Origin of the sequence: Microbulbifer sp., from assembly GCF_036563125.1 — a bacterium.
In the GTDB taxonomy this organism is placed as follows: domain Bacteria; phylum Pseudomonadota; class Gammaproteobacteria; order Pseudomonadales; family Cellvibrionaceae; genus Microbulbifer.
In genome coordinates this window covers 1-5,623 of the sequence record NZ_DATCMV010000124.1, presented here as the reverse complement: position 1 = coordinate 5,623, position 5,623 = coordinate 1, and the positions used below count along the sequence as shown (strand labels likewise).

8 protein-coding genes are annotated in these 5,623 nt (G+C 57.2%); 1 reads left to right on the top strand and 7 read right to left on the bottom strand.

The genetic code is table 11. The annotated features are described in order from the left end of the window. From VIL80_RS10505 to VIL80_RS10475, 7 genes are all read right to left on the bottom strand, one after another. Positions 1-233 (bottom strand): (2Fe-2S)-binding protein (locus VIL80_RS10505; RefSeq protein WP_332036068.1); only part of this gene is annotated, 233 nt, incomplete at its 3' end. Continuing rightward, positions 230-1,543 (bottom strand): c-type cytochrome, encoded by a 1,314-nt coding sequence (locus tag VIL80_RS10500; RefSeq protein WP_332036067.1) that lies wholly within the window; start codon positions 1,541-1,543, stop codon positions 230-232. The genes VIL80_RS10500 and VIL80_RS10505, both read right to left, overlap by 4 nt. Positions 1,544-1,688: 145 nt before the next feature. After that, positions 1,689-2,300, bottom strand: coding sequence for a nucleotidyltransferase domain-containing protein (locus VIL80_RS10495; RefSeq protein ID WP_332036066.1), 612 nt, complete (start codon positions 2,298-2,300; stop codon positions 1,689-1,691). Positions 2,301-2,315: 15 nt separating this feature from the next. Further along, entirely contained in the window at positions 2,316-2,759 is a 444-nt protein-coding gene (locus VIL80_RS10490) for an HD domain-containing protein (RefSeq protein WP_332036065.1), read from the bottom strand. A 150-nt stretch (positions 2,760-2,909) separates the two neighbouring features. Beyond that, positions 2,910-3,365, bottom strand: a complete 456-nt coding sequence (trxC, locus tag VIL80_RS10485; protein WP_332036064.1) for a thioredoxin TrxC — start codon at positions 3,363-3,365, stop codon at positions 2,910-2,912. A gap of 43 nt (positions 3,366-3,408) precedes the next feature. Continuing rightward, complete coding sequence (locus VIL80_RS10480; RefSeq protein WP_332036063.1) at positions 3,409-3,756, bottom strand: GFA family protein; 348 nt, start codon at positions 3,754-3,756, stop codon at positions 3,409-3,411. Between the two features lie 43 nt (positions 3,757-3,799). After that, a complete protein-coding gene (locus tag VIL80_RS10475) occupies positions 3,800-4,000 on the bottom strand; it encodes a hypothetical protein (RefSeq protein ID WP_332036062.1) in 201 nt (66 codons plus the stop codon). 263 nt (positions 4,001-4,263) lie between these two features. Here VIL80_RS10475 and VIL80_RS10470 point away from each other — a divergent pair, with 263 nt between their 5' ends. Next, entirely contained in the window at positions 4,264-5,334 is a 1,071-nt protein-coding gene (locus tag VIL80_RS10470) for an acyltransferase family protein (protein ID WP_332036061.1), read from the top strand. Positions 5,335-5,623: the final 289 nt, after the last annotated feature.

Genomic DNA, 5,623 nt, shown 5'->3' with positions numbered 1-5,623 from the left:
GACAGTCCCTCGATGGTCGTAACCTCGGTATCGGCCACTGCGCTCACTGGCGTGATACAGGAGCGCACCGCACGCCCGCTCACATGTACCGTGCAGGCGCCACACAGTCCGATACCACAGCCGAACTTGGTGCCGGTAAAGCCGATATCGTCGCGGATAACCCAGAGCAGTGGTGTATCTTCCGGCACCTTCACATCCACGGGCTGGCCGTTGATCTTGAACTTGATGCTCATTGGTTGCCTCCCTGCTGTGCGGCCGTGTTGTGGCCAAGTTGCCGACGCAGTTCCCTCAAGCGCTGCTCCAATTTCTGCCACGGCGGCAGGTCAGCGCGTATACGCAGGAACTGCGCGAGGCTCGCGATATCTCCGTCGCTGAGAACCGCAAAATCCGGCATCACGATACCGGGGGATCCCTCACTGGCGGGCACGCCCTGCAACAATATTCTCAGCAGGTTGGTGGGGTCTTCCGCAGTGATGGCGCTGTTCAGGCTCAGCTCTGCGCGCAGCGCGAGCGGGTTATCGGCGGCATTGAAATGGCAGCCGGCGCAGGCGGTGATATACAGGTGCTCGCCGTGACTGCGGTCACTGTCGGTGCGCTGTTGCGCGGACTGAATCAATTGCGCGGCGCGCGTGGCGGAGTTTTCTGATTCGACATGGCCTGCGAGTGAACTGAGATAGGTCGCGAGTGCGCGAATATCCGCGTCCGGTGCTTTGTGTAGGCCTTGGTGTACCACCTCAGACATGGAGCCGACGGCAACGCCCTGGTAAGCGGACTGTCCCTTGCGTAAATAGCGATACAGGCTTTCAGAATCCCAGTGAACCGGGACCGGTTGTGCGGCGTTCAGTGCCGGTGCGTACCAGTTGTCGATCAGGGCTCCGGCGTAAGCCCGATCTTTTTTCTCCGCGCCAAAGGCATTGCGCGGAGAATGGCAGGCGCTACAGTGGCCCGCACCCTCCGCCAGATAAGCACCGCGATTCCACGCCTCGCTCTGCTGTGGATCCGCTTTCAGCGGTGTCTTGTAGAAGAACAGCAACTGCCAGCCCCACTGCAGGAACCGCAGATTGAAAGGAAAGCGCATCGCATTGTCGGGCGGGGTATAGGCAACCGGTTCCAGCAACATCAGATAGGCGTAGAGCCCGTTCAAGTCTTCATCGGAAAGGTTCTTGAAATGGGGGTAGGGAAACGCCGGGTACAGATAGGAACCATCGCGGGCAATGCCCTCGCGCATGGCGCGAACAAAGGCATCCCGCGACCAGGTACCAATACCATCCTGAGGGTGGGGCGTGATATTGGTGGAGTAAAGGGTACCGAAACCCGTGCTGAAATCGCGGCCGCCGGCGTAGGGATTGCTGGTACTGGTGGTGTGGCAGGCGGCGCAATTTCCGATGCCGGCCAATACCTCACCGCGTGCGACCTGATCGGCGCTGAACGACGCCGCAGCCGGCGGGTCCACTGGCGCAATGGACGGATTGCGGGTGAGCATGAACATTACGGCGAGAATGATCGCTATCACTATCAGCGCAGTAGCCAGGGATCTGCCCATTTCGAAGCCTCCTGCCCAAAATAATCGCCGGAAACCTGGCGAGCCAGTCACTGTATAGCAGCTTGCAAGCTGCCTCTCGCACTTCTCGACAGATATCCGGACAGTTGGCGTGGGCGTCGTGTTTTCTACGGCTTGGGGGCGGAATTTACGCCCTGTGTTCCCTGCTGATCAGTTCTCGCAGCTGGGTCGCAGACAGGCGTCGGATGGGTTTGTGATCGGTACTGGAGCGCCCGACCACGCGGAGGTCGCGCAGCGGGTACACCGACAGCTCCACCGGATAATCGAAGTCCAGGTAAATGTGCTGGTACTCCACAAAGCGCCCGTTCACGTTGATGGTGGTGGTTTTGCGTTCGTGGCGCCAGCCGAGGGTATCGAGATGGTGCTCCAGCTCCTCGATTTCATCGGTGAACACGTGCAGGTCGATATCGCTGCCCTCGCGGATGCGTCCGGTGCTCACCGAGCCGATCAAGCGGGGGGAGAAGGATTCTAAATGCTCCATCACCTCTAGCGCACAACAGCGCATACGAAACAGCTGGTCTTCGTGGGTTGCGGGATCTTTGAGTTGGCTGAGTTCGTACAGGGCGTCGGAGATTTCGCCATTGGAGGGCAGGTACTTTGGATGGAATCGGTATTGCTTGCCGATGAGGCGCTTTGCCGCCATACGCTTGGCATCGAAATACTGGCCGACGCCTTCCTCGTACATCAAACGTGCGGCCTCCTGGGTGATCAGGTGGCGAATTCTTTCCTGTTTATTCATAAAGACTGGGCAGCTTCAGGCCGCGATCAGTGCGTGGTGGGGTTTCAGGAGTTCTATGGCGTCCTGTAAATTCATGACGGTAGCCATGGGGTCACGGCCGCCCACGTCCACACGTCGCAACAGTTGCAATTGCTGCAGGCGATTCTGCCCAGCGTATTTATTGCGTGTGCGATGCGGGAACCGCATCAGGTCCAGGTGGTGTTCCACCAGCCATACAATGCGCGGGTTGAGCACACCGGATAGCATTTCCGCCCCGAGTTCCGCGTGGCGGGGGCTATCCACGGCTTTGCCGACATCGTGGAACAGTGCCGCGGCCCATAGTACCGGATCGTCGGTGGCCTGGCGTGCGAGCTGGAAAACCTGGAGTGAATGGAAGAGGGTATCGCCCTCCGGGTGGTACTTGGGGTGCTGCTGGATGCCGTCGAGATCCTCGAGCAGGCTGGCAAGATAATCGTACAAAGTGAAACCAGTCGATGCTGGCTGTCTGTTGATGCTTGGTGTACCGCATGGAGCGATACTCCGGAAAGTCTAAGAGCCGCGACCGCGAATCGCAAACGCGCGGTCCGAATGCGGCCCCAAATCCATCTCACCGAACACCGCGGCGCTGTGTCAGCCTGGAATGGATGCCAGCTGCTGACTTACCCACTGCACAAACTGCGGCCTGGGCAGGGCGCCTGACATGCGCGCAATTTCACGACCGCGATGAAAAATCATCAGGGTAGGGATGGAGCGAATCTGGAAGGCGCCGGAGGTCTGCTGGTTGGCCTCCGTATCCAGTTTTACGAACACCGCCTGGGTCGCCATTTCACCGGCAACCTGGCTGAAAACCGGTGCGAACTGCTGGCAGGGGCCGCACCAGGTGGCCCAGAAATCCACCACCACCGGCAGGTCGCTCTTGTCGATAAAACGGCGGAAGCTAGCATCGGTGGCGTTGATTGGGTGGCCGCCAATCAGCGGCGCGCGGCATTTGCCGCACAGGGGACGGTCACCCAGTCGCTGCTGCGGAACCCGGTTCGGGGTAGTGCAGGAGGGGCAGACGATCTGGGTAAGTTGCGCGTCGGACATCCAATTATCTCCTTATTGATGCTGGCTGGAATTGTGAACCAGCCTAGAAGGAAGCGCCATCCACATACCGGATTTTCAAGCTCGCCAATAGCTCCGGGTCCGCCATGCGCGCATTCACCGCAATGCGTTTAATCGGGCATTTCTCCGTGGTGATGTAGTGCGTCACGCAGCCGCAGTTGTGACAGCGGTGATGTTCGATATCCCGGTCGCCCCAGATATAAAAGCTCTTCACGGGGTTCTGGTAGTAGATGGTGACGTCGCCGGGTTCATAGTAGGCCCACAGCCCCATATACCTCCGACACAGGGAGCAGTTGCAGCTGGTGACTTCCGTTGGGAGTGTCGCGACCTCCAGGCGGATATTGCCACAGTGGCAGCTGCCAAATGGTTTCACTTTATTTCCTCCCCCCAGCGAAGGCACAGGCCGGCAACGGCCATTATGCCGCTGGTTTGTGGCCGAGTAAGCGCGCTGGCAACATAAGCACCGCGCGCAGGAAGGCAAATAATGCCTCGAAGGTGATACCGATCAGACGAAATGGCAGCGACAACAGCCAGACCAGAGGCCAGACCAGGAGCGCAAGCAGCGCGAGCGGCCAGCAGAGCACGAAAAGAATAAGCCAGAGCAGGAATTTGAGCATCGGTTGTCCTTATTGGCAGTGTCTGAGGGGCGAAGTTCGCCGCTGCGGAATTTTGCCATTTTTTCATGCCTCCCACGCCGGAGTACAGGTCGATCCTGACGATTGAGCCGACGGCAAAATGGCGGTCGTCCGAAAATCCGCTAACATGAATTGACTTTGATCAATTGTTGAGCGTTATTTGGCAGTGAAATAGCCATGTTTGCCTGAGTCAGTCTCCCTCGGAGAGGAGGGTTGGATTTGGCAACAGGATAGGAATTAGCAACGTGGCTGCCGGGGAAGTCCGATATTTCAGCATTAATAAGGAAGTTGATGCAATGCAGCGTGATATCCACATCGATACTTTGCGGGGTATGGCTTGCGTTTTTCTGGTTGCCTACCATGTGGTAGGAACGGGTGCCACCAACGGGCTCGGGATAGACAGTGGGATCTATCGAGAGCTGAGTGACCTTCTGGCCTATGTGCGGATGCCACTGTTTACCTTCCTGTCGGGCGTCGTTTACGCCTACCGTCCCTTCCGCGAGGGGTTCATCAACTTCCTCCAAGGCAAATCCCGACGCCTTCTCATTCCTATGATCGTGGTGGGAACGATCTTTGCCATCCTTAAATCCTTAACGCCAGGCGCAAACGGGGATATTGCTAACTGGTTTACCCTGCATATTATTCCGGTAGCCCACTACTGGTTTCTCAGCGCGCAATTCCTGATTTTTATGGTTATGGTTCCGCTGGAAAAAATGGGCGCATTTGACCGAGCCGGTGGGTTCTTTGTCGTGCTGTCCGGCGCAATCCTGCTGTATTTTTCCGGCATCGATACCGAATATTTTTCCATTTCCGGCGCCATCTACTTATTTCCCTTCTTCCTTTTTGGGATGGGAGTGACTCGCTTTAAATGGGGCCTTGCTCAGGCAAAGGTGTTAAGCGCAGTGCTCTGCCTGGTGGCAGTAGGGGCGTTTACGGCGCTACACATCTCTGGAGATGTGCGGGGTGCGGGCCGCACCGATATGGGACTGCTGCTTGGGGCGGTTTCCTGCCTTGCGCTGTATTACTCCAGCTTGAGGATAAACAGTCTTGCGATTATCGGCGGTTATTCCTACTCGATATACCTGTTCCACGTGTTTTTTACCGCCGCTACGCGCATCCTGCTGTACCAGTTGGGCGTTGAGGATACAAATGTCGTATTCGTGATTTCTATGGTGATGGGAATTGCAGGGCCGATCGTAGTGGAAATGGTACTGGGCGGATTCAACCTGTTGCGTTTGCTGTTTCTCGGCCAGTCGCGGAAGGAACCCGAAACCCTGTGGGGGGAGCGTCTGATAGCCCGCAGCGTTCGACAGTAGCACGCGAGCATGCGCGTTTAGCGTTTAGCGTTTAATAGGGTCCAATACATGGCTTTGTACAGTTCGCCTCGCTTAGGCATGTGTGGCATGCTGCATTGTCAAATGCAGTATCCACACAGATCCAAGGCCCTGGTCCATGACACTTGCTGTTCGCGCGTCGATCACATCGTTTTTACTCCTGTTTGCTCAGCACTGCCTCAGTCTTTCCACTATTCCTGTCGACGATTCGTACACCCCGTCAGAACGCTTTTATAGATATCAAAAACAGGACGCGTCCCTGAGATGGCCC